This window comes from Moraxella catarrhalis (assembly GCF_001656295.1).
Taxonomy (GTDB): domain Bacteria; phylum Pseudomonadota; class Gammaproteobacteria; order Pseudomonadales; family Moraxellaceae; genus Moraxella; species Moraxella veridica.
In genome coordinates this window covers 32056-54157 of the sequence record NZ_LXHE01000020.1, presented here as the reverse complement: position 1 = coordinate 54157, position 22102 = coordinate 32056, and the positions used below count along the sequence as shown (strand labels likewise).

Here is a 22102-nt window from a genome sequence, read left to right as displayed (position 1 = left end):
CCAAATACCAGCAGAATAGCCATGATGCATTGAAAATCTGATGACTATTTGCTATAATAGCTCCACTGGGGTACTCGCCAGCAAAGCGTATTCCTGAGCCGATACTTTTATCTTAGGATTTGGGCGACAATGCTTTGTTGTGCATGCCTGCATCTTTTTGATGTATCAGGAAGCCGTAATAAGCATGGCTCTTATCCGCCTTGAACTTCACGGTTCATGGTTTCCCTTTGCAGCGGTACCTTGGTTTTTTCTTTAAGCCAGTGTTTGGATATTTTTACAAAATTTTCTAAAAAATTTCAAAAAAATGTTGACAGCTTAATTTATTCTGCTATAATAGCGCACATCTTAAGCGAACTGCTTAAGTAACCGACATTCCCCAATAGCTCAGTCGGTAGAGCATCGGACTGTTAATCCGTGTGTCCCTGGTTCGAGCCCAGGTTGGGGAGCCATATTTAGAAACCCTTAGTGAATAACTAAGGGTTTTTCTTTTGCTTATAAAGTGCTTATTTTTAAGTTACTTAATTAAAAACCCAGCTGTTTATGGCTGGGTTTTTACTGTTTTAGAGTGCTAGCACCAAATCAACCAAAGCCTATTAGGGCTGATCTAGCCATAATTTCAATGGTAGTGGCATCATGCTGCCGCTCTTTGCCGTTTTGGCATCTTGAATACTAATAACACCTTTAATGATCAAGCTAATGGTAAAGGGCACTAGCTGATGCTCAAGCACTTGTACGCGCTTAGCCAGGGTTTCGACGGTATCGCCAGTGCGAACACTTAGCCATGCTTGGGTCAATACCTGCCCAGCATCCAGCTCAGCTGTCACCAAATGCACGCTGCAGCCATGACGGTTATCTCCGGAGCGCAAGACTCTTTGATGAGTATCCAACCCTTTATAATATGGCAATAAAGATGGGTGCAGATTAATCATCGCACAAGGCATGTTATTGATAAATTGGGCAGACAATACTCGCATAAAGCCTGCCAGCACAACCAAATCAGGTGACCAATCTTGAATTTGCTGAAGTGCATATTTCTCAAAAGTATTGATACCCATACGCCTACCATTTGGCACATGAGACAATACTGAGACTGGAATACCTGCATCTTTTGCTCGTGTGATTGCATAAGCATCTTCACGATTACTAATGACGCCAACAATATCAATCGCAAGGTTGCCTGATTTCATGGCATCAATCATGACTTGTAAATTTGAGCCGCTGCCTGATACCAAAACAGCAATCTTAAGGGGTTTTTGGCTCATTAGGCATACACCACCGCATCATCAGTACGCTCAATAATCTGACCAATCTGCCAAACTTGCTCACCTTGAGCAGTCAGTTGATTCATCGCCTGCTTAGCCTGATCGGCAGGAACAACCAAAATAAAGCCAACACCACAGTTAAAGGTACGATACATCTCTAAAGTGTCAATATTACCTCCATGTTGTAGCCATTGGAAAACCTCAGGTAGCACCCAACTGCTGGTATCTATTTGTGCCGCCAAATTTTTAGGTAGGACACGGGGCAGATTTTCGGTTAAGCCACCGCCTGTGATATGTGCCATGGCGTGAATATTGGCATTACCCAAGGATTTTTGTAAGGCATTGACTGACTTGACATAAATACGAGTGGGTGCCATCAGTGCATCTGCCAACTTAGTGCCATCAGCCAAAGTGTGTGCATTAACATCGGTATTGGTTACTTCTATCACTTTACGCACCAGTGAATAGCCATTTGAATGCACGCCACTAGATGCCAAAGCAAGTAATACATCGCCCTTTTGAACATTCTCGCCAGTAATCACTTCTGACTCTTCGACCACACCGACACAAAATCCCGCCAAATCATAATCTTCATCTTGATACATACCAGGCATTTCGGCCGTCTCACCGCCAATCAGAGCACAATTTGCCAATTGACAACCCTCGCCAATGCCTGCGATAACGGTTGCAGCGGTATCAACATCAAGCTTACCTGTGGCATAATAATCCAAGAAAAATAGTGGCTCTGCACCACAGACCAACAAATCATTCACACACATTGCCACCAAGTCTTGACCAATCGTTTCATGGCGATTAAGCTGTAGTGCAAGCTTAAGCTTGGTACCGACACCGTCGGTGCCTGATACAAGTAATGGTGATTTATAGCCAGTCGGAATGCGGCATAATGCACCAAATCCGCCTAAGCCGCCCATTACTTCAGGTCGACTGGTGGCTTTGGCAACCGATTTGATACGCGCAACCAATGCCTCGCCTGCATCAATATCTACGCCTGCATCTTTATAGCTAAGTGGGGTTTGATCTGTCATGTTTGACCCTTATTAAAAATGAGATGTTACTTAAGTTTGAATAATTATATCAAATTTTAACCCAAAATATCAGATTTGCCCTGAATTTATTTGGCGGTATTCTATGGTTAAAATTAAGCTATTTTGCGATTTTGATGACAGCTACCAAGATTTATCAAAAGTAACGATTGATTAAAATATACATAAAATTACATGAAAATTTAAATCAAATCACCTACAATATCACGCATAATCCTCCCCCTTTTATGCTTTGAGTTTCCATGTATCCAGCCAAAATTGATCCGTTTTTTCGCCGCCTGTTTATTTTATCGGCGTTGTGTTTGTTTTTATATGCCCTATTTTTGATGAAAGCGGTCATTGCACCCTTTGTTGCAGCATTTATTTTGGCATATTTTTTAAATCCTTTGGTCAGCCGACTTGCCTTAATTATGCCAAGAATTTTGGCGGTCTCAGTTGTGTATATCAGCTGTTTTGTGGTCATGGGTGCATTAATCATTTGGTTGGTGCCTATGGTTTGGGCACAAATGCAAATACTTTGGGAGTCATTGCCACATATCATTACTTGGTATAATGATACTGGCAGGGCTTGGATTGCTCACTATACCGACAGTGAACTTTTACCACTTGATATTGACCTAATATCCAATACAGCCTTGGATTACTTTCAAAATAACTATCAAGTTAATGATGTTCAAGGTTTGATTAAGCAAGTATTTAGCTCAGGTCTTACGGCAGCCAATAATATTGGCTTGATAGTTATGGTGCCAATTTTGACGTTTTATTTTTTATTAGGTTGGGAGCAGCGACTGCACACTTGGAAGCTTTCTGTGCCCAAGCCTTATACCCATAAGGTTGTTAGAATTGCTCGTGACTGCGATGCAGCTTTGATGAATTTTGCCAAAGGTCAGTTTTTGGTGATGCTACTGCTTGGAGCCATCTATGCCATTCAGCTGCAGCTGATTGGTCTTCAACTGGGATTGATTATTGGCATCACCGCTGGCATTGCAAGCTTTGTGCCTTATTTGGGTTTTGGCATTGGCATTATCGCGGCGCTGATCGCAGGATTATTTCAATTTGGATTAGACTGGATCTATTTGGGGCTTATTTTTGGGGCATTTATGATCGGGCAAGTCGTTGAAGGCTATATTCTTCAACCGCTATTATTGGGTGATAAAATTGGTCTATCGCCTTTATGGGTAATTTTTGCCGTATTGGCAGGTGCATCCTTATTTGGATTTGTGGGTATGTTAATTGCCTTGCCTGTTTCTGCCGTGATCAATGTTTTGTTTCATTATGCTTATGATGCCTATTTACGCAGTGATTGGCATGAAGGTCAAAGGCAGCTGCCTTTATGGAAAGAAGACGACTAAACTCATATTTGGGATAAATCACTTGCGCAAAATGCACAAAATATGGTATATATAGCCACTAAAAAACACAAGAAGTGTCATTTTCACTCATTATTTATAGGCTTTTGAACCATAACGATAAAAACCAAAATGCGCTATGAACACCCATCAAGGCTGTCATCATGACCCAAGCAATACAAGATTCATTGAATTTGGACATTCGCCCCGAAGCATCGCTTGATGATTTTCGATCCTCAAGTTACCGCCCGATTTTGGACGCTGTTGATAAATTGGTACAAGGCAGTTTGCGCGAGCTGTTCATTGTTGGTGCTTCTGGCTTTGGCAAGACACATTTGGCAAGCGCCATCTATGAACATTATATCTCTATGACCTCAAAGATGGTCATCAGCTTAAATCTAACCGAACTCATAGAACAAGATCCGCATGCAACTGCACTTGTCGGGCTTGAGATGTTTGATTTGATCATTGTAGATGATCTACAAATGGTTCGGCACAGCTACGAATGGCAAGAAGGCTTATTTCATCTGATTAACCGCATTCGTGAGCACCAAAAACAGATACTATATCTGGCAGATGATCCGGCGCGTGAGCTACAAATTGGATTACTGGATCTGCATACTCGGCTGTCGCTTGCGCCGATGCTGACTTTGCCAGATAATGATGATATTAATGATCGCCGCATCTTGCTTGAAGTCATTTTAAAGAAAAAAAACTGGAAGCTGCCTGAAGAAATTTTTGAGTATTTGCTTGAAGAAGGTCCTAGAAATGCCGGGGACATTAACACCGTTCTCGATCACATTCGACCTTTGCTAACACGCCTGTCACGCGTGCAAATTCCCAAAAAAACCATCACGGAAGCCAAGCAAATTATCTTACACGAAACATTCATGCTTGAAATCAGTGATAATGCTGACTCTAATTTTTGATAATCAGCTTATTTAAACTTAAGATAAATGCTAGTAGCAATGTTACCTAATTAATGATATGTTATGCCACATATATCGCCAACAAAAAGGATATTTTATGAAAAAAGTCAGCCTTGGCTTGCTCGCCAGCGCCCTACTCAGCACCGCTGCCGCTGCTCAAGTTCAGCTTAATGTTGATGATAACATTAAGGTAACCGCGATTAACGGTCAAGAAATTCGTCATGGGTTGTTACAGCCTCTACAACGAAATTTCACCTTGGAGCCAGGTCGTCATGTGATTACAGCACATTATGATCGGTTGTTTGAGCTGCGTAACGATGAGCATGATTATCTTAAATCAGGCAATATCACCGTTACCGCAAATTTTGCTGACAACCAAACGTATCAGCTGATCATGCCAAATCAGCCAAGAGATTATCAAGCTGCGAAAGAATATGCCAAAGCACCAAGCTTAGCAGTGTCACACAATGGTCGAATCATTGCCCAAGAATATGCAGAAAAAAGTGAGCGCCAAGGTCTTTTGAGTGGCATTACGGGGGCAATAGGCGGTATGTTCAGCCGTGGTGATTCTGCCGTTGTATCCAATCAAAAAGCAATCGCTGCAATCGATAATAACCAGTCTAATAACACGCCGACCTCAAACCCATCGCCGCGTGCTAATAACAATTTAGATGGCTTTATGCAAATTTGGCTGAATGCCAGCGATGAAGAGCGCGAAAAGATCCGTCAGTGGATTGAACAATAATTAGCCCATAAAAAGCTCTGTAAAAACAGAGCTTTTTTAATGCTTGATCATAAGTTAAATAGCGCCAAACTGATGGCGATCATACCCATGCCACCCACCAGTCCATACACTGTTTCGTGTCCATCAAAATAACGCTTGGCAGCGGGCAGCAGTTCATCCATCGCCAAAAACACCATCGCCCCTGCAATAATCCCAAATACCCACCCAAAGGCATTGGGTGATAAAAATGGTGCCAAAATAACATAGCCCAAAATGGCGCCCATCGGTTCTGCAAGCCCTGAAATGAAGCAGCACAAAACGGTCAAGCGCTTGTTTTGAGTGGCGAAGTAAATGGGGGCAGCGATTGAGATACCTTCAGGAATATTATGTACAGCGATCGCAAATGCCAAAGGCGCGCCAAGCGTTGGGCTTTCTAAAGTGGCAAAGAATGTCGCCAAGCCCTCAGGGAAATTATGCGCAGTAATCGCAAATGCCGACATCAGCCCAATTCTTTTTAAATAGCTTTGGGTTTTGTCTTGAAACTTTGGATCATTGACATCAAGCGTCTCATGCGGATTTGGGATCAGGCGATCCAAAAGTAAAATTGCCAACAATCCTGCCAAAAAGGCAAAGGTTGCCCAAGTAAACCCAATTTTACTCATTTCATCAAAACTTTGAACCGACTTTGAGAATATTTAAGTCAAAGAAACAAAGACCATCGCCCCAGCCGAAAATGCCAAACCAAAAGCCAAGATGCGCGGGCTGGGCGTTTTTTGAAAAAAACCAAGGCGCTACCGAGCACCGTCGCAAGACCTGCGGCAAGCGTGATTAAAAACGCGATTGCTACATTATCTACAATCATAAAGCCATTCATCGCATAGGTATAAAAATAGTCAGTTACCAATTGAGCAAGATACCACCGACCAAATCAAAAATCTAGTAAAATCATTCACTCATTCATAAAAAAGCTCATCACGTATATATGATGAGCTTTTTTAGTGGATCTATTTATCGCAAATTATTTTGCTAAAACAGAAACGTAACGACGGTTAAATTGACCTTTAGTTTCAAATTTAACTACGCCCTCAGTCAAGGCAAATAGCGTATGGTCACGACCCATACCTACACCTTCACCAGCATGGAATTCAGTACCACGTTGACGAACGATGATGTTACCGGCAACAACATCTTGACCACCAAATACTTTTACGCCAAGCATTTTTGGGTTAGAATCACGACCGTTACGAGTAGAACCTGCGGCTTTTTTATGTGCCATGAGAATATCTCCTGTTAAAATACCGATGGGCAATGCCCTAGGTATCAAATACTAATGTGGTGAATTAAGCGTTGATGGCTTTGATTTTAAGCTCGGTGAACCATTGACGGTGACCTTGCTCTTTGTGGTAGTGCTTACGACGACGATGCTTTACGATACGCACCTTCTTGCCACGACCATGCTCAACCACTTCAGCTTCTACACTCGCACCAGCAACCAAAGGCGCACCGATTTTGATGTCAGCGCCATCAACAACCATTAGCACGTCTTCAATGTTTAGCGTCTCGCCTTTTTCAGCTTTTAGTAGTTCAACTTTCAAAGTTTCGCCAACGCTAACACGGTGTTGTTTACCGCCGCTTTTAATGACTGCGTACATCTTGAGTTCTCCAGATAAACCTGTGTGCCGTGGTCATCCCTTTGATGACTCTTGATAACGAACACGACAAGGATGCAAAATAAGGCGGTATTATATAAAATTCTGCCAAAAAACGCAAGATAATTTTCAAAATTTTGTTCATCATTAGACAGCTTGCATAGACTGCCAAATAGCTATCGTCAATCCATCAACTGATCAGCATGAGCGCGAATCTTGATCATTAGATCTGACACCATTTGTGGTGTAAAGCGCGTGTTTAGATTCAGGATAAGCACATCGCCAAGCTGACGCTCTGCCATCACCGCCTGATCATCAAGCGTAATAATCGCGACTTGATTGCCTTGGCGGCTGATAAGCAGGTGATTGGATTTGGGCACAATATCAAAGCCAGGCAGACTTGCTGATAGCATATGATAGAGCTTTTGGCGCTGCGATTTAAGTGGATCGGTGTTTGATAATGCCAAGGTATTACCCAAAGATCGCTTTGATGGACGCTGGAGAGCAGGCTTTATAAGCGCCAACAAAAACAGCACCCCTAACAATAAACACAGTCCAATCAACCAACTTAACGCGCTCACAGATTTTTCCTAAAAATTGGGCGATCCATCAAAGAATCGTTCTCGCCACATTTTACGACATCAACTCCCAGTATACCCTTACTTCAAAATGATCGCAGTGGATGTAGATGTCATTAATAAACTTATTTAAGATAAGTGACTTGATTGGATAGCTCATTACCCATTTCATCATCACTTGGATAGTGCGTTTTTAATAATTCACCAATCTGAGTGATCAGCGCTGTCAAGCCCAGTTGCATCTTACCCTGGCGAAATTGAGCCACTGTGTCATCGCACATTTTTTGCCAATAATTCATATGGGCTTTTTGATCGATGCCCCGATCAGCGATGATCTCAAGGTCATGCTCGCATAAATTCACATAGACAAGCACGCCAGAATTATGCTCGGTATCCCAAACCTTATGTGTGGCAAACAAATATAAGGCGCGCTCGCGACAGTCTTGGCTATAAGCATTGGCGATGGGCAAGTGATTTTCGATAATCAGGTAAATCTCACCACGATGACCTAGCTCTGCCTGCGTAATCGCTTGCATTAATGCCGCTTTGACAGTTTTATTGAGCCAGCGATTATGCAGCGAGGGGATGTAAACTATCTGACGAAACAGCCGTGCCAAGCTTTGGGTTGATTGAATCGTTTGCATTACCAAGAACCTCCTGCACCGCCACCACCGAAGCCGCCACCGCCACCGCCGAAGCCGCCGCTACCAAAACCACCGCCACCGAAGCCGCCGCCTCGCCCGCCGCTACCAAAACCACCGCCACCAGTGATGGGCACTGAGATGCCCCGAGCCAATAAAAATACCCATAATATGACTGCAGCAAATATCGCCACAAAAAACCCAGTACCGCTCATCAGTGCTATAACAACAAATCCGCCTGCGCCAATGGTAGCGCCCAAGAATCTTCCAAGAAGCGCTCCCAAAAAAGAGCCGACAATCAGTGCAATGATGAATAAGCCAATGATATCTATATCCACAGCATCATCAGCTTGAGCTTTGGCTTGGGCATCCGCACGAGCCAAGCTTTCAGGGTCGGCTCTTAGGCGCTCATCAATGCGCGCAATCCCCGCTGACAGACCTTGAGCATAAGCCCCTGAGCGAAAAGCTGGAGTGATGTCCTCACGAATAATGCGATTCAATGCTGCGTCAGGCAGCACACCCTCAAGCCCATAACCTGTCAAAATATACATATTACGATCATTAACCGCAACAGTAATCAGCAAACCATCATCTGTATCTGCCTGACCCAGCTGCCATCGCTCAGCGACAGCGAGTGAATAATCAAAAATATCCACGCCATCAGTACTTGGAACGATCACCAAAGCAGCCTGAGCTAAGTTGTCTTGATAGATGCGCTGCAGCTGCTCTGTCAAATGCAGATATTCTGATGGTGTCAATATTTTGGCAGCATCAACCACAGGCGTATTTAAAATCAGCTTATCATGACTGACATTTTGGGCATTTGAAGTGGGCAGATTGACAGGTGCCGATTGGGCTTGGGCATCTGCTGACTCAGTCAAATCAGCCATCTGCCCAAATTCGCGCACAGACTCAGCCAGCGGTGAATCAGGATCGCTTTGAGATGCGCGATTGGCACTAATAATCAAAGCGGCTAAGTCATCTTCGGAGGCAGATGCCGTGGCAGTATTCGATGCAGGCTCAGAAGCCCAAGCAGACGCACCAAAAACCAAAAAAATTGGTAATAAAAGCGTCATTATGCGTCGCTGTATCGCCTGAGTATGAGCGTGCATTTTTTGCATTGACTTAACCACGCTGAGCCAATTACTGCGCGGTGCCAGTATTTGAGTTAGCACTGCCTGTATTGGCATTATTGCCAAAGTTTACTGTGGGTGCCGTTGAGATCGCCGCTTCATTTTCGACACTAAAATTAGGCTTAGGCTTCATGCCAAACACCATCGCTGTCAAATTTGTAGGAAATTGACGGACAGTTGTATTATAAGTACGCACATCTTCAATATAGCGATTACGAGCAACGGCAATACGGTTTTCGGTACCTTCTAGCTGAGCTTGTAGATCTTGGAATAGCGCGTCTGCCTTCAAATCAGGATAGCGCTCAGAGACCATCATCAGACGAGACAGCGCCGAAGTCATCTGACCTTGAGCCTCTTGATATTGCTGCATGGCTTGAGGGTCACTCAATGCTTCAGGCGTCAGCTGCACACTACCCACACGGGCCCGAGCTTCAGCAACTTCACTAAATACCGCTTGCTCATGCGACGCATAGCGCTCAACGACCTGCACCAAATTGGGCACCAAATCAGCTCGGCGCTGATATTGGTTAACGACTTCAGACCAAGCAGCTGCTGTTTGTTCATCTTGGGCTTGCAAGGCATTATAGCCACAGCCGGACAGTGTTAATGTGGAAGCCAGCATTGCGCTCATAAGTAGATGTTTTTTCATAATCATTATCTCCAAGATAAAAGGCGGTATGCCGCAAATTTGTCTGAATGTGTATTAAAATACAAGCTTTGCACTGCTTTTTCAATAACACTTACCAAAAACCGACAAAACAATTTTGTTTTGAATCTATTTATCAAAAATCTTAAAAAGACTTTAGGATTTGGTTATTGGTTAGATTCAAGTCTTAATTAAATTAACATTATAACTTTATAACTTTCAGAAACTCCCTGCTGGATAAGCTTTTGCTTATCTCTGTCGTCATTATATTAATAAACAAAACAATATAGGCTCAGTCTAAAATCCATCAAAATCGCAAATTGGCTAATGAATTTATCATTGACTGGTTTAAATTTACCCAAAATTCATAATTTTTTACGAAAAATTTCAATTTTTACTAGCTTTTATCGGCATTTTATGGCAAATTGCAACAATCTAAGGCAAAGTGTTGCATGTTTTCCGTAGAATGTGGCATTTTTGTATCTCTTAGGCAAATGGATTGGCTATCTATTAACCAACATCCTAGATTGTGATGGATTGATAGCATAATTGTGGTCTAATCTCCCAATGGTAAAATGCTTGGGATAAATAAAGGAATATGCGTATGGAAAGCATGATTGATACCCTAAATGGGATTATTTGGAGTCCCGCACTGATTTACCTGTGCTTGGCAGCTGGGCTATTTTATTCTATCTTGACTCGTTTTGTGCAGCTGCGTCATTTTAAAGAAATGATTCGTCTGCTTTTTTCTGGCAATCAATCACCTGAAGGTATCAGCTCATTTCAAGCACTGACCGTCTCTTTATCTGGTCGAGTGGGTATGGGTAATATCGCTGGTGTTGCCGCTGCGATTGGTTTTGGTGGCCCTGGGGCTGTATTTTGGATGTGGGTGGTTGCCTTTTTGGGTGCTGCTACTGCATATACCGAATCTACCTTAGCTCAAATTTATAAAGAAAACGACCGTGGCCAGTACCGTGGTGGTCCTGCCTACTACTTTGAAAAATTCTTTGGTGGTGGGTTTGGTAAATTTTATGGTATTTTAGTCGCCATTTCATTCATCATCTCTTGTGGATTATTCTTACCAGGCGTTCAGTCAAATGGTGTTGTTAAAGCCATCACAGGCATCACAGGTGAAGGCACTATGGTGAATACTACATTTGGTGCGGTTGGTACAAATACCCTAGTGGTAACCTTGGTAATGGTTCTTATTTTAGGCTTAATCATTTTTGGTGGTATTAAGCGTATCGCTCGTGTGGCTGAATTTGTTGTGCCTTTAATGGCATTGGGCTATATTTTGATGGCCGTACTGATTGTTTTATTTAATATCAACCAACTGCCCAATATCATCAGTCTAATCGTTGGTGATGCCTTTACAGCACAAGCAGGCTTGGGTGCTGCGATTGGTTGGGGTGTGAAACGAGGTGTGTATTCTAACGAAGCAGGTCAAGGTACAGGCCCGCACCATGCTGGTGCAGCAGAGGTAGACCACCCTGCACAACAAGGCATGGTGCAAGCTTTTTCGGTCTATGTTGATACCCTATTTGTTTGTTCAGCGACTGCCTTTATGATTTTAATGACTGGCATGTACAACATTCAAGGCACACTGCCAGAAGGTCAGTTTTTGGTTCAAAATGTTGATGCGGCCACCATCATCAGCGGACCTGCATTCACACAGATGGCTGTTTCTAGCATTTTTGGTAGTTTTGGTAATACCTTTGTGGCGGTTGCGGTATTTTTCTTCTCATTTACCACCATTATGGCTTATTATTATATTGCTGAAGTTAATGTGGCATATTTGACACGCTCAATTAAAACAACAGGGGCTTTATTTTTCATCAAACTGGTGCTTATCTTTGCGGTTGCTTATGGCGCAATCAATAACTCAGGTTATATTTGGAATATGGGTGATGTTGGCGTTGGTTTAACTGCATGGCTCAATATTGTCGGTATCTTGGTTATCTTCTTTATGGCTAAGCCTGCTATTTTGGCACTCAAAGACTATGAAGCTCAACAAAAAGCTGGCGTAACTAAGTTTACTTTTGATCCTATCAAACTGGGTATCAAAAATGCCACTTTCTGGGAAGAACGCAATAAAAAAGAACAAAACTAATTTTCATCTACCAAACAAAAGTCCCATGATAGCGATATCATGGGGCTTTTTATAATTTTGGTCATTATTTGATCAATGCCTGACTGCTTTGATTGTATTATTGTGCAATGGATGTAATTAAGTTTTAATGAATTCGCTTTAAGTTTTAAGCAAAAATTTGACCCACCCATTGGGTAAGTCAAATTCATTGCAATAAACTCATCTAAATTAATTAAAAAAGAATTAATTAAAACAGACCCATCGCCTTGGGTGAATAGCTTACCAATAGATTTTTGGTAAGCTGATAATGCTCAAGCATCATCTTATGGTTTTCACGCCCAATGCCTGATTTTTTATAGCCACCGAAAGCTGCGTGTGCTGGATAAATATGATAGCAATTTGTCCATACTCGCCCCGCTTGAATCGCTCGACCCGCTCGATAAGCCGTTGAGCCATCTCGTGTCCACACACCAGCACCCAGGCCATACATGGTATCATTCGCAATTTTTATCGCTTCATCAAAGTCTTTAAAGGTCGTCACTGCTAACACAGGACCAAAAATTTCATCTCGGAAAATTTCCATGCTATTTTCGCCCTTAAAGACAGTTGGTTCAATATAATAGCCGCCATCGACATCATGTCGTACCTCACCGCCTGTCAGCATTTTGGCACCTTCAGACTTACCCTTATCAATATAGCCCAAAATTTTATCTTGTTGCTCTTGGGAGGCCTGTGCCCCAACCATCGTCTCGGTATCAAGCGGATGTCCTGTTTTGATTTTCTTAACACGCTCGACCGCTTTTTTCAAAAATTCTTCAGCGATACTTTCATGAACCAAAGCGCGTGACGGGCAAGTACATACCTCACCTTGATTTAAAGCAAACATGGTAAAGCCTTCTAGTGCTTTATCCAAGAATTCATCATCTTTATCCATGACATCAGCAAAGAAAACATTCGGTGATTTACCGCCCAATTCCAAAGTCACAGGAATGATATTTTGGGTGGCATACTCCATGATCTTTTGACCCACTTCTGTTGAGCCTGTGAACGCAACCTTGCCAATCCGTGGATTAGTCGCCAAAGGCTGACCGACATCAGGTCCAAAGCCATTAACGATATTGAGCACACCTGGTGGTAATAAGTCTTCAATCAGCTCAACAAGTACCAAAATACTGACTGGAGTCTGCTCAGCAGGTTTTAAGACAATGCAGTTACCCGCTGCCAAAGCTGGTGCTAGCTTCCAAGCCGCCATCAGAATCGGGAAGTTCCATGGAATGATTTGCCCAACCACACCGATCGGCTCATGGTAATGATAAGCGACGGTATCTTCATCAATCTGTGAAATACTACCCTCTTGAGCTCGGATACAGCCAGCAAAATATCTAAAATGATCAATCGCCAAAGGAATATCCGCTGCCAAGGTCTCACGCACAGGTTTACCATTCTCCCATGTTTCAGCAACAGCCAACAGCTCAAGATTTTCCTCCAAACGGTCGGCAATTTTTAATAATAGGTTAGAGCGCTCAGTCGGCGAAGATTTACTCCAAGTTTTTTTGGCTTCATGAGCAGCATCTAAGGCAAGCTCCACATCTTCGGCATTGGATTTGGCAACCTTTGCAAACGGTTTACCATCGACAGGTGAAATATCGTCAAAATACTCACCACTGACAGGGGCGACCCATTTGCCGCCGATGAAATTATCATATTTTTCTTTGAAAGTAACTTTACTGCCTTCAGTATTTGGATCGGCATAACGCATAATACAACTCCTTTGCTATCATAAATATCAATAAAAACCGAGCCTAATTTGAGTGTACAAGTTTACTCGGTAAATTCATCATGCCTGAATTTGACTCAAAAATCAAGCATATTTTAAAAAAATTAACGATGCATTAACAAACACTTTGTGATGGTCACTATCAATTCATAAGTGATAATCAAAAATCCATGCAATAAAAAAGCTCAACTTAATGAGCTTTTATGATAATAGACCTTCATCGAGCAAGGGCATCTTTGAGCGTGTTAAGTTTAGTTTCACCCAATAATACCTGATCGAGCTTGCCTTGATGATAAATCAATAGCGCTGGCGGTCCGAATAATTGATAGCGTGCTAAAATGGCTCGGCTATCTTCTGTGGTCTCAGAGATATCGAGTTTCACCACTTGATAATCATCCATCTCACGGGGTCTATTGGTGAATAATGTCCGCTCCATGATGCGACACTCAATGCACCAATCCGCTGTCACATCCACCAATACTTTATCATGTGCCGCCAAGACACCATCAAGCTCAGCTAATTTGTCAATTTTGATATCTTGATGGGCAGACGATGCAAAGCTTGGTACATGCCAAGGTCGCCAAGCGTCATTTGCGCCAATGATCATTCCATAAGCTAATACTACTGCCCATGTCGCTGGGATGACGGCAAGTAATTTGAAAATTTTTCGGCTTTGCCCCACCGACACAAATAGCCAAGCCGCCAAAGCGACAAACCACACCATCCACAGCCCCAACATCCATGTGGATAAGACAATGCGCTCAATCAATAACAAAGCAACCCCAAGCAGCAAAAATCCGCCCAAGCTACGAATGTGCTGCATCCATGCGCCTGATTTTGGCATCCATTTGCCTTGCGCTGTACCCATGACAATCAATGGCATAGAAATACCGATACCCAATGCAAATAACGCCAAAAATCCAAAAATCACATTACCACTTGCCGCAACGACCGTCAGTGCGCCAGCCATGGGTGCCGAAACACATGGAGACACTACCAATGCCGACAACAGACCTGACAAATAACTACCGCCAATGGTGCCAAGTCGACTATCAGCTGCTTGCGATTTGGCGGATAACGTGTTTGACAGTACGCTTGGCAGGCGCAGCTGAATCCAACCAAACATAAAAAGTGCAAAAAAGACAAATAAGAGTGCTGCAACCAAAAGAACTTCAACGCGCTGCAACCAAGTTGCGATACCAAGCGCCTGCCCAAACCAAGCAATGAGCGCCCCAAGCATCCCATAAGCGGTCGCCACACCCACGCCATAAGCAGAAGACAAAACAAAGCCTCGCTTGGCACTGGATTTTGCGTGCTGACGCGCTACAATATTGGCAACAATCGGAATCATCGGATAAACACAAGGCGTAAAAGCAAGCAAAATGCCCACCAAAAACAAAAGTCCAATCATCAAAATCGGAGACAGATTTTTATCATTCACTTCAGGCAGTGTATGATCGAGCACAAATTTTTGATCAACATCATTGGCTATTTCAGCCTGAGTAAGATCATCTGTCTCATCATCAGAAGCCTGAATATCTGGGGCTACTGGCTGTTCATCAAGCTTGCTTTGGCCATCTAAGTGTTCACTATTTGTGTCATTGGCAGCCGATTGATCACTTGTTTGGGCAGCCAAAGTCGGCGTTTGGCTTAAATTTTGCTCAGCGGATACAGACGCTTTGGCAGCTGGGCTGGGCTTGGCTTTGGCGGTGGGTGCAGCTGACTTGTCTGCTTCTAAGCTGATTTGGGCGGTCGTGATCTCTGGTGGATAACAAAGTCCTGCTTTGGCGCAGCCTTGCCAACGCACCTCAACTGGCTTTTTGTCGATGGTGGATTGAGTAGACAGCTTAACGCGTGCAGTCACATTCTCTTCAAAGACAGGCACGACACCAAATGTGGGATCATCGATGATCGTAGGCGTTTTATCAAATACCCATTGCCCAGCGCTGACACCATTGGGTAGCTTGAGTGACAGCCGCTCTTGATAAATATAGTGCTTGGGCGTGACCTGAAAACTGACAACAAGCTCATCATCCATCTGAGAGGCAGACACTTGAAACGCTTCATGAACGGGCAAAAATTTTGGCTGACTTGCACCGCCAAATAAAGACGCCAAATTATTGGCGGCGGCAGGCATAGTGGTGCCCACCGACGCCGTACTGACTATTGACGCTCCCAAAGCAATCGAATACATACAATTTTTTAGTTTTGACATGCCACACCCAAATTAAAGATTACGCATTATATTATATCAAATTTGGCAGATTATACCACGCTTGTATTGCTTGAGTTTTGCTAAATCAAAGATGCCGCGTTAAACCAACATAAAAAATCACCCCAAGCGCACTGGCTTGGGGTGTGTTGATCAATGTTCTTTATTTTTTGTTGTCAAACTGCTTAAAAGAGTCATTGCGACTGTCTTCAAACTCAACCCAAACCGCACTGACGATGGCGAGCAGCACCGCAAAACCCAATCCTAAGATCCAAGCAAAATACCACATAATCTACCTCATTAATAAAGTGTTTTTTCGTTTTCTTTGATATAAGCCTTGGTGACTTTTCCTCGCATCACTGCATAACCCCAGCTAGTATAAGCCAGCACGACAGGCAACAAGAAGATCACCACAAAAAGCATAATGAATAAAGTAAAATGGCTTGATGTTGAATCCCAAACGGTCAGGCTTGAGCGCGGATCGGTAGAAGATGGCATATAAAATGGGAATAACGCCACGCCTGCCGTTCCGATAATGCCAAGCAAGGCTAGGCTTGAGCTTACGAAAGCGGTCAATGTGCGACCCATTTTTAGTAAAGCAATGGTCACAAGTGGCATCAGTGTACCTAATGCTGGTAGCAGCCATAGCCCAGGATGATTATAAAAATTAGTCATCCAAGCACCAGATTGGACTTGTACTTGTTTTGAAAGTAGATCAATCACCGCACCACCATTTACAGCACTAACCAAAACATAGCCATCCAATGTCTGAACCCAAAACCCTGCGATGACAAAAAGCACTGAAGTGATGACCGCGGCAGCGGTAGCCGATTTTTTAGCGCGAGATTGCACATCTTCAATGGTGCGATGCGCCAAATACACACCGCCTTGCATGGTTAGCATGGCAACACTGACCAAGCCACAAAGTAAGGCAAATGGTGCCAACAGCTCAAAAAATGAACCAGAATAAGTAGACACCAAATTTTGGTCAAAACTAAACGGTGAGCCAAGCAGTAAATTACCGAAAGCCACACCAAAAATCAATGCAGGCACGCTCGATCCAACAAATAACAGCCAATCCCAAGTATTGCGCCATTTGTCGTTTTTAATCATGCTGCGGTATTTAAAGCCAACAGGGCGGAAAAATAATGCCCACAATGTCGCCATTAATGCCCAATAATAACCACTAAACGCGGTCGCATACACCAAAGGCAGTGCCGCAAAGATCGCCCCACCAGCGGTAATAAACCAAACTTGGTTACCCTCCCAGTGCGGTCCAATCGTATTGACAATGATGCGTCTTTCTGTATCGGTACGACCCACAAAAGGCAGTAGCGTACACACTCCCATATCGTGGCCATCCATGATGGCAAAGCCGATTAGCAAAACTCCGACAAGCAGCCACCAAATCAGCTTTAATAATTGATAGTCAAACAATTCATACAGCATGGTTATACCTCCTGCTTATCGGATGGCTGAATTAAATGCTCTGATGCCGTTTCTCCGTAGTACTTACCTGTCCCAAGACTTGCAGGACCAAGACGCACATATTTAAGCATCAAATACACCTCAACGATCGCCAATAGGGTATAAAAAATGACAAAACCCGCCATGGATAAAATCACATTACTCACATCGATATTAGAAACTGATAAGTGTGTCGGTAAAATCCCGTAAACTGTCCACGGCTGACGACCATATTCTGCGACAAACCACCCTGCTTCTATGGCAATCCAAGGTGCAGGAATCATAATCATGGCAAATTTAAGTAGCCAAGGCTTGCTCATAAAATTACCTTTCAAAGTAAAGAATAAGCACAAGCTATACAAAACAAGCATCAGCACACCCATGCCCACCATCACACGGAATGTCCAAAACATCGGAGCGACGCGCGGTACACTGTCATCCACGGCTTTTGAGAGCATTTCTGGGGTGACATCGGCCATATTATCGGTGTATTTTTTGAGGAGCAGTCCGAAGCCCAAATCTTCTTTATGCTCCTCAAAAACGTCAATCAAAGCCTGCGGATTTTCAACGCCATTTAGCTTATTTTGACGCATCAAATCCAAAGCACTAACAGCGGTCATGCCGTTCACGATGTGATCGGCATTGAGTTTTTTAATATCTTGAATACCCAAAATCTCAGTATCTATTGACCGAGTTCCAATCACGCCCATGACATAAGGGATATGCAAAGACCAGTTATTTTTTTGTTCTGCTTCATTAATATCTGCAATGACATTAAAGCCTGCTGGTGCAGGTTCAGTCTCCCACATGGCTTCCATGGTTGCTAATTTGGTTTGTTGAGCTTGTCCGATCGAGTATCCAGACTCATCTCCCAAAACAATGGCGCTACAGATGGCAGCAAAGCCAAATGCCGCCGCAACATGAAAACTGCGCTTAGCAAACGCAATATCCCGCCCTTTTAGCAGATACCATGCGGACACCCCAAGCACAAAAGATGCGCCTGTCACATAGCCTGCCGAGACAGTATGAACAAATTTATTTTGGGCATCAGGATTCAAGAAAACTTCAGCAAAGCTGACCATTTCCATGCGCATAGTTTCATAATTAAATTCAGCGCCAACTGGATTTTGCATCCAGCCATTTGCTACCAAAATCCACAATGCTGATAAACTGGTACCCAGTGCCATCAGTACCGTTGTTGTGAAGTGCTGCAGCCGAGACATTCTATCCCAGCCGAAGAAAAATAGCCCAACCATGGTGGACTCAAGGAAAAAAGCCATCAAGCCTTCGATGGCAAGCGGTGCGCCAAAGATGTCGCCCACATAATGTGAATAATATGCCCAGTTTGTACCAAATTGAAATTCCATGGTTATGCCTGTAGTTACCCCAAGCACAAAATTAATTCCAAATAGCTTACCCCAAAACCGGGTCATGTCTTTCCAAATTTCTTTGCCCGTTGTTAAATAAACGGCTTCCATGATGACCAAAAGCCATGTCATCCCAAGCGTTAACGGCACAAATAAAAAATGATAAAGTGCAGTCACAGCGAACTGCAGACGTGATATATCAACCAGATGCTCGGTAATCATACCAAATCCCTTAAAAATGGCAAAAGCTGTCATTCTCCCAATAAACAGCTTTATATTTTGATGACATCAGTCAAGGCGACCCATCCATGTACGTTGTCAGTGTAAAACTCAAATCATTATAGCCAATATCTCTAACAAAAACCATGGATAATTTATGAAAGCTAGAGTCATTTTTTAAGATTGAATAAACCAAATAAAAACCCGTCAAGTCAGAAGCTTGACGGGTTTTTGGAGTGCTCCATCATCGATGATGAGATGGCACTTTATCCATATCAATATCAGGATGTTTGGTAAGGTGCAGTGCAGAGATGATCAGACCACCCCAAATTGCTACCATTGCAACAATCATAATGATCAGTGCTAAAGTTCCCATTTTAAACCTCCTTATTGTTCTTCATGAGATGAATGACCTTTGATGCGCGGTAATACCAGTGCCAAGATGGCACAGATAATGATCACGCCCCATCCAAAGATAAACTGCACATTGACCGGATAACCGCCATAACCTTCGGTAAGTAATGATTTAAGCGTCAAACCCAAAGTGACAATCAAAGCGATCGGCGTCACAATCGTCAGCATGAATGACCAAACCGCGCCTACTTTCACACTTGAGATGGCATTGATATGATTAATCAATTCAGGCAGCTTATTGCGATTAAACCAAGTTACCCAAATGATAGATAAAATCGCACCAAAGACGATGCCGATATTATTCACAAAATTATCGATCACATCCACAAATGTGATGGCATTTTGAGAACCAAATAACGCAATCGAGATGATCGCTGAACCCAACCCAACAATGGTGACGGACTGCTGTTTTGACCAGCCAAACTTATCTTGGATAGCTGAAATAGGCACTTGCAGAATTGATACCATCGAAGTCACGCCAGCGACAAACAAAGATCCAAAGAACAAAATACCTACCAAATTGCCTGCATCACCCATGGTTGAGATGATTTTTGGGAAGGCAATGAATGCAAGACCGATACCGCCTGAAACCACTTCAGAAACTGGCACACCTGACGCCTGAGCCATAAAACCCAAAACAGAGAAAATCCCAATGCCTGCTAAAAGCTCAAACGATGAGTTGGCAAAACCAACCACCAAGCCTGAACCAGTCAAGTTAGCATTACGTTTAAGGTATGAAGCATAAGTCACCATGATCCCAAAACCAATCGACATCGAGAAAAACACGTGTCCATAAGCAGCTAGCCAAACCTTAGGATCCGCCATTTTTTCCCAGTTAGGCGCAAAGAACGTATCCAGACCTATTGTTGCACCCGGCAAAGTGACTGCGCGCGCAACCAATACGCCAAACATGATCACCAACAAAGGAATGAAAATTTTATTAGACAGCTCCACACCTTTTTTGATGCCACCGTATAAAATCAGCAATACCATCGTCCAAACAACCACCAAGCCGATTAACAGCTGTGATGAATAAGCCATGGTTAATTCACTGGCATTTTGTAGGTAGGTATTAAAGAAAAACCCTTCGGTATCTTCACCCCACTGCTGACCAACTGCAAATAGCGTGTAGTTACCCGCCCAGCTCAACACTGATGCATAATAAATACCGATAATGGTACAAACCGTCACTTGCCACCAGCCAATGCCTTCGGCTGATTTGATCAAACGGCGATAAGCCGTTGGCGGCGCACCTTTGTATTTTTGACCCATGACATAGTCTAAAAACAGCAAAGGGAATCCTGCCGTCGCAAGTGCGATCAAATACGGTAAAAAGAATGCGCCACCGCCATTTTCATAAGAAACATAGGGGAAACGCCAGATATTACCCAAACCAACAGCCGATCCGATGGCTGCCAAAATAAAGCCAGAGCGTGCTGACCAACTTTCTCGTTGCGCCGACATATAAGCTCTCCTAAAATCCTATCACTCTTTTGAGAGTATCAAATATTCTTGCGTGTGACATATCCTAAAGTCTAAGTGTCAAACTCCAGTCATTTAATCACCGCGCCCACTTTTTATTTTGGTGTTTTATCCAAACTTTTTAAGATAAGTTTTTAAAATGATAAATGCACCACTATAGTTTGTATGAACTTACAAAAAAAGTCAAACAAATCCAATAATTAAAAGTAAAAAACCTACAACAAATCGTTACAGGTTTTGCAAATGCGATAGATTATTTAAATAAATTTATTATTATTTAAGAATAAATTAAAAAATTCAATAACTTTTCATCTTTTTTCAATTTATCGAACCAAGCCACGCTTGCTATTAGTGATTGAGTCAATCAAAAGCTGCACTTTAGGCTCTGCTTCGACCAGCTTTTTAAGCTCGGTCAAAGCCTCGTCACGCAGTAGCCCTGAGCGAAACACCAATCGATATGCTTCATCCAGTGCTTTGATGGTTTCTTGTGACCATCCTTTTCGGCGCATGCCTTCTTTATTTATGCCATGCGCCTTGGCAGGATTGCCTGACACCGTCACATATGCCGCCACATCTTTGACAATTAAGCTGGCACCGCCGATCATGCTATAGTCATCAATTCGGCAAAATTGGTGGACGCCAGATTGACCGCCGATAATCACATGATTACCAATATAAGCATGTCCAGCAACACCCACATTATTTGCCAATACATTGTGATCCCCTACCCAACAGTCATGAGCAATGTGCACATTGACCATAAACAGGTTTTGGTTGCCGATACGGGTCACGCCTTGATCTTGGGCGGTGCCACGATGGATGGTGCACGCTTCGCGAATGCGATTACGATCGCCAATCTCAAGATAAGTAGCCTCACCTGCGTATTTTAAATCTTGGGGATTTTCACCAACACTGGCAAATTGGTAAATGTCATTATGTGCGCCAATGGTAGTATTCTCACCAATGATGACATGACTACGAAGCACAGTATGTGCGCCAATCTTGCTGTTTTTGCCGATGATACAATAAGGTCCAATGATGGCTAAATCATCTATGATTGCAGACTCATCAATAATCGCCGTAGGATGAATCGTCATGGT

20 protein-coding genes, 1 tRNA gene, 1 other RNA gene and 1 pseudogene are annotated in these 22102 nt (G+C 43.1%); 6 read left to right on the top strand and 17 right to left on the bottom strand.

The window, feature by feature from the left end; all coding sequences use genetic code 11:
* Nucleotides 1-59 precede the first annotated feature (59 nt).
* Together ssrS and AO382_RS08620 are read left to right on the top strand one after the other, a co-directional pair.
* Nucleotides 60-251, top strand: a non-coding RNA gene (gene ssrS, locus AO382_RS08625) — 6S RNA.
* A 122-nt stretch (nucleotides 252-373) separates the two neighbouring features.
* A tRNA-Asn gene (locus AO382_RS08620) sits at nucleotides 374-449 on the top strand.
* Nucleotides 450-593: 144 nt separating this feature from the next.
* Here AO382_RS08620 and purN read toward each other — a convergent pair.
* Together purN and purM are read right to left on the bottom strand one after the other, a co-directional pair.
* The gene (purN, locus tag AO382_RS08615) at nucleotides 594-1262 is read right to left on the bottom strand and encodes a phosphoribosylglycinamide formyltransferase (protein WP_064620209.1); all 669 of its coding nucleotides are present in this window, start codon (nucleotides 1260-1262) and stop codon (nucleotides 594-596) included.
* Nucleotides 1262-2308 (bottom strand): phosphoribosylformylglycinamidine cyclo-ligase, encoded by a 1047-nt coding sequence (gene purM, locus AO382_RS08610; RefSeq protein WP_064620206.1) that lies wholly within the window; start codon nucleotides 2306-2308, stop codon nucleotides 1262-1264. The genes purN and purM overlap by 1 nt, the downstream gene beginning before the upstream one ends.
* 260 nt (nucleotides 2309-2568) lie before the next feature.
* Here purM and AO382_RS08605 point away from each other — a divergent pair, with 260 nt between their 5' ends.
* The 3 genes from AO382_RS08605 (at nucleotide 2569) to AO382_RS08595 (ending at nucleotide 5349) form a co-directional block, all read left to right on the top strand.
* Entirely contained in the window at nucleotides 2569-3678 is a 1110-nt protein-coding gene (locus tag AO382_RS08605; RefSeq protein WP_064620203.1) for an AI-2E family transporter, read from the top strand.
* A gap of 161 nt (nucleotides 3679-3839) precedes the next feature.
* Nucleotides 3840-4604 (top strand): DnaA ATPase domain-containing protein, encoded by a 765-nt coding sequence (locus AO382_RS08600; RefSeq protein WP_064609700.1) that lies wholly within the window; start codon nucleotides 3840-3842, stop codon nucleotides 4602-4604.
* A gap of 97 nt (nucleotides 4605-4701) precedes the next feature.
* Nucleotides 4702-5349: a DUF2057 family protein gene (locus AO382_RS08595; RefSeq protein WP_064620200.1), complete on the top strand. Its 648-nt coding sequence runs from the start codon at nucleotides 4702-4704 to the stop codon at nucleotides 5347-5349.
* A 47-nt stretch (nucleotides 5350-5396) separates the two neighbouring features.
* Here the strand turns inward: AO382_RS08595 and zupT are convergent.
* The 7 genes and pseudogenes from zupT to AO382_RS08560 all read right to left on the bottom strand — a co-directional run bounded on the left by zupT (nucleotide 5397) and on the right by AO382_RS08560 (nucleotide 9984).
* Nucleotides 5397-6202, bottom strand: a pseudogene (gene zupT, locus AO382_RS08590) (zinc transporter ZupT).
* A gap of 144 nt (nucleotides 6203-6346) precedes the next feature.
* On the bottom strand, nucleotides 6347-6604 hold the full coding sequence (gene rpmA, locus AO382_RS08585) for a 50S ribosomal protein L27 (RefSeq protein WP_003659274.1): 258 nt from the start codon (nucleotides 6602-6604) through the stop codon (nucleotides 6347-6349).
* Between the two features lie 64 nt (nucleotides 6605-6668).
* The gene (gene rplU, locus AO382_RS08580; protein ID WP_049236325.1) at nucleotides 6669-6980 is read right to left on the bottom strand and encodes a 50S ribosomal protein L21; all 312 of its coding nucleotides are present in this window, start codon (nucleotides 6978-6980) and stop codon (nucleotides 6669-6671) included.
* Nucleotides 6981-7159: 179 nt separating this feature from the next.
* A complete protein-coding gene (locus AO382_RS08575; protein WP_064620197.1) occupies nucleotides 7160-7558 on the bottom strand; it encodes a hypothetical protein in 399 nt (132 codons plus the stop codon).
* Nucleotides 7559-7680: 122 nt separating this feature from the next.
* Nucleotides 7681-8199, bottom strand: a complete 519-nt coding sequence (locus AO382_RS08570) for a TPM domain-containing protein (RefSeq protein ID WP_064620194.1) — start codon at nucleotides 8197-8199, stop codon at nucleotides 7681-7683.
* On the bottom strand, nucleotides 8199-9317 hold the full coding sequence (locus AO382_RS08565) for a TPM domain-containing protein (RefSeq protein ID WP_064620191.1): 1119 nt from the start codon (nucleotides 9315-9317) through the stop codon (nucleotides 8199-8201). Before AO382_RS08565 ends, AO382_RS08570 begins: the two co-directional genes overlap by 1 nt.
* Nucleotides 9318-9339: 22 nt before the next feature.
* Nucleotides 9340-9984 carry a LemA family protein gene (locus AO382_RS08560; RefSeq protein ID WP_064609691.1) on the bottom strand — a complete coding sequence of 215 codons (645 nt, stop codon included), beginning with the start codon at nucleotides 9982-9984 and terminating at the stop codon, nucleotides 9340-9342.
* A 589-nt stretch (nucleotides 9985-10573) separates the two neighbouring features.
* On the opposite strand from AO382_RS08560, the gene AO382_RS08555 reads away from it, so the two are divergent.
* The gene (locus AO382_RS08555; RefSeq protein WP_400260275.1) at nucleotides 10574-12085 is read left to right on the top strand and encodes an alanine/glycine:cation symporter family protein; all 1512 of its coding nucleotides are present in this window, start codon (nucleotides 10574-10576) and stop codon (nucleotides 12083-12085) included.
* Nucleotides 12086-12311: 226 nt separating this feature from the next.
* Here AO382_RS08555 and AO382_RS08550 read toward each other — a convergent pair whose 3' ends face one another.
* The 8 genes from AO382_RS08550 to lpxA form a co-directional block, all read right to left on the bottom strand.
* A complete protein-coding gene (locus tag AO382_RS08550) occupies nucleotides 12312-13823 on the bottom strand; it encodes an aldehyde dehydrogenase family protein (RefSeq protein WP_064620185.1) in 1512 nt (503 codons plus the stop codon).
* 235 nt (nucleotides 13824-14058) lie between these two features.
* Nucleotides 14059-16056 carry a protein-disulfide reductase DsbD gene (dsbD, locus tag AO382_RS08545; RefSeq protein ID WP_181878870.1) on the bottom strand — a complete coding sequence of 666 codons (1998 nt, stop codon included), beginning with the start codon at nucleotides 16054-16056 and terminating at the stop codon, nucleotides 14059-14061.
* A gap of 160 nt (nucleotides 16057-16216) precedes the next feature.
* Nucleotides 16217-16342, bottom strand: a complete 126-nt coding sequence (cydX, locus tag AO382_RS08540; protein ID WP_049236336.1) for a cytochrome bd-I oxidase subunit CydX — start codon at nucleotides 16340-16342, stop codon at nucleotides 16217-16219.
* 11 nt (nucleotides 16343-16353) lie between these two features.
* Complete coding sequence (cydB, locus tag AO382_RS08535) at nucleotides 16354-17490, bottom strand: cytochrome d ubiquinol oxidase subunit II (protein WP_258865268.1); 1137 nt, start codon at nucleotides 17488-17490, stop codon at nucleotides 16354-16356.
* A gap of 14 nt (nucleotides 17491-17504) precedes the next feature.
* Nucleotides 17505-19109 (bottom strand): cytochrome ubiquinol oxidase subunit I, encoded by a 1605-nt coding sequence (locus AO382_RS08530; protein ID WP_064620234.1) that lies wholly within the window; start codon nucleotides 19107-19109, stop codon nucleotides 17505-17507.
* Between the two features lie 241 nt (nucleotides 19110-19350).
* Nucleotides 19351-19482 (bottom strand): methionine/alanine import family NSS transporter small subunit, encoded by a 132-nt coding sequence (locus AO382_RS10535; RefSeq protein WP_081261398.1) that lies wholly within the window; start codon nucleotides 19480-19482, stop codon nucleotides 19351-19353.
* A gap of 11 nt (nucleotides 19483-19493) precedes the next feature.
* Nucleotides 19494-20984, bottom strand: a complete 1491-nt coding sequence (locus tag AO382_RS08525; protein ID WP_064620179.1) for a sodium-dependent transporter — start codon at nucleotides 20982-20984, stop codon at nucleotides 19494-19496.
* 341 nt (nucleotides 20985-21325) lie between these two features.
* The gene (gene lpxA / locus AO382_RS08520) at nucleotides 21326-22099 is read right to left on the bottom strand and encodes an acyl-ACP--UDP-N-acetylglucosamine O-acyltransferase (RefSeq protein WP_064609682.1); all 774 of its coding nucleotides are present in this window, start codon (nucleotides 22097-22099) and stop codon (nucleotides 21326-21328) included.
* Nucleotides 22100-22102 lie beyond the last annotated feature (3 nt).

Coding starts and splice junctions, on each gene's coding strand:
- purM (WP_064620206.1), bottom strand. CDS start 2,308: ATGACAGATCAAACCCCACTTAGCTATAAAGATGCAGGCGTAGATATT.
- purN (WP_064620209.1), bottom strand. CDS start 1,262: ATGAGCCAAAAACCCCTTAAGATTGCTGTTTTGGTATCAGGCAGCGGC.
- AO382_RS08550 (WP_064620185.1), bottom strand. CDS start 13,823: ATGCGTTATGCCGATCCAAATACTGAAGGCAGTAAAGTTACTTTCAAA.
- lpxA (WP_064609682.1), bottom strand. CDS start 22,099: ATGACGATTCATCCTACGGCGATTATTGATGAGTCTGCAATCATAGAT.
- AO382_RS08570 (WP_064620194.1), bottom strand. CDS start 8,199: ATGCAAACGATTCAATCAACCCAAAGCTTGGCACGGCTGTTTCGTCAG.
- AO382_RS08595 (WP_064620200.1), top strand. CDS start 4,702: ATGAAAAAAGTCAGCCTTGGCTTGCTCGCCAGCGCCCTACTCAGCACC.
- AO382_RS08560 (WP_064609691.1), bottom strand. CDS start 9,984: ATGATTATGAAAAAACATCTACTTATGAGCGCAATGCTGGCTTCCACA.
- AO382_RS10535 (WP_081261398.1), bottom strand. CDS start 19,482: ATGGGAACTTTAGCACTGATCATTATGATTGTTGCAATGGTAGCAATT.
- AO382_RS08525 (WP_064620179.1), bottom strand. CDS start 20,984: ATGTCGGCGCAACGAGAAAGTTGGTCAGCACGCTCTGGCTTTATTTTG.
- AO382_RS08605 (WP_064620203.1), top strand. CDS start 2,569: ATGTATCCAGCCAAAATTGATCCGTTTTTTCGCCGCCTGTTTATTTTA.
- AO382_RS08555 (WP_400260275.1), top strand. CDS start 10,574: ATGCGTATGGAAAGCATGATTGATACCCTAAATGGGATTATTTGGAGT.
- cydX (WP_049236336.1), bottom strand. CDS start 16,342: ATGTGGTATTTTGCTTGGATCTTAGGATTGGGTTTTGCGGTGCTGCTC.
- AO382_RS08600 (WP_064609700.1), top strand. CDS start 3,840: ATGACCCAAGCAATACAAGATTCATTGAATTTGGACATTCGCCCCGAA.
- dsbD (WP_181878870.1), bottom strand. CDS start 16,056: ATGTCAAAACTAAAAAATTGTATGTATTCGATTGCTTTGGGAGCGTCA.
- AO382_RS08565 (WP_064620191.1), bottom strand. CDS start 9,317: ATGCAAAAAATGCACGCTCATACTCAGGCGATACAGCGACGCATAATG.
- AO382_RS08530 (WP_064620234.1), bottom strand. CDS start 19,109: ATGATTACCGAGCATCTGGTTGATATATCACGTCTGCAGTTCGCTGTG.
- rpmA (WP_003659274.1), bottom strand. CDS start 6,604: ATGGCACATAAAAAAGCCGCAGGTTCTACTCGTAACGGTCGTGATTCT.
- rplU (WP_049236325.1), bottom strand. CDS start 6,980: ATGTACGCAGTCATTAAAAGCGGCGGTAAACAACACCGTGTTAGCGTT.